The sequence below is a fragment of the Arhodomonas sp. KWT genome (assembly GCF_010993615.1).
In genome coordinates, this window is the sequence record NZ_WNXE01000618.1 from 1 (window position 1) to 982 (window position 982).

Annotated in this window: 2 protein-coding genes; both read left to right on the top strand. The window is 72.9% G+C overall.

What is annotated here, in order from left to right:
• Positions 1 to 531: ABC transporter ATP-binding protein (locus G7A99_RS21175; protein ID WP_163143889.1), on the top strand; the 531-nt coding region annotated here is incomplete at its 5' end.
• Positions 532 to 569: 38 nt separating this feature from the next.
• On the top strand, positions 570 to 982 hold a 413-nt coding region (locus tag G7A99_RS21180; RefSeq protein ID WP_371807651.1), incomplete at its 3' end, for an alpha/beta hydrolase.

The following is a 982-nucleotide window of genomic DNA, read 5'->3' on the forward strand; positions in this document are numbered from 1 at the left end:
CGGGCGGGCACGATCCGCTTCCGGGGCCGGCGCATCGACGGCCGCCCGGCCTACCGCATCGCCCGCGCCGGCATCGGCCTGGTCCCGGAGGGCCGGCAGATCTTCCCGAACCTCAGCGTGGAGGAGAACCTCGTGGCCGCCGCCCGCGGCCGCGGCTGGGACCTGGCGGCGGTCTACGGGCTGTTCCCGCGGCTCGCCGAACGGCGGGACAACCCGGGCACCCGGCTGTCCGGCGGCGAGCAGCAGATGCTCGCCATCGGCCGCGCGCTGATGACCAACCCGCGGCTGCTCATCCTCGACGAGGCCACCGAGGGCCTGGCCCCGGTGATACGCTCGGACATCTGGGCGTGCATCCGCCGGCTGCGCGAGCTGGGACAGTCGCTGCTGATCATCGACGCCGGCCTGGAGGCGCTGCTGGCGGTGTGCGACCGCCACTACATCATCGACCGCGGACGCATCGCCTGGCACGGCGACGGCGAGGCGTTCCGCGCCGAGGCCGGGGCGCTGCAGCGGCGCTACCTGAGCGTGTGAGAACCCCCTACCGCCGCGGAACGGGCATCGACGAGGCCATGAGCGATCACGAGTCACTGGAATACGAGTACAACCCGCGGGTGACGGTACCGGCGTTCGCCCGCTACTTCGAGCGCCTGCAGGCACTCTCCGAGGAGACCCGCAGGCGCCTGCCGGAGCGCATCGGGGACGTGGCCTACGGCGACGGGCCGCTGCAGACGATGGACTGCTTCCCCGCCGGGGCGGATGACGCGCCGGTGCATGCGTTCTTCCACGGCGGCTACTGGCGCAGCCAGGACAAGCGCGACTACGCCTTCGTCGCCCGGGACCTGGTGCCCCGCGGGGTCTCCGTGGTGGTGGTGAACTATGAGCTCTGCCCCGCGGTGAGCGTCGCCGGGATCAACGCGATGTGCGCGGACGCCGTCCGGTTCATCCACGACAACGCCGCCCGGCTGGGGCTCGGCAGCGGGCC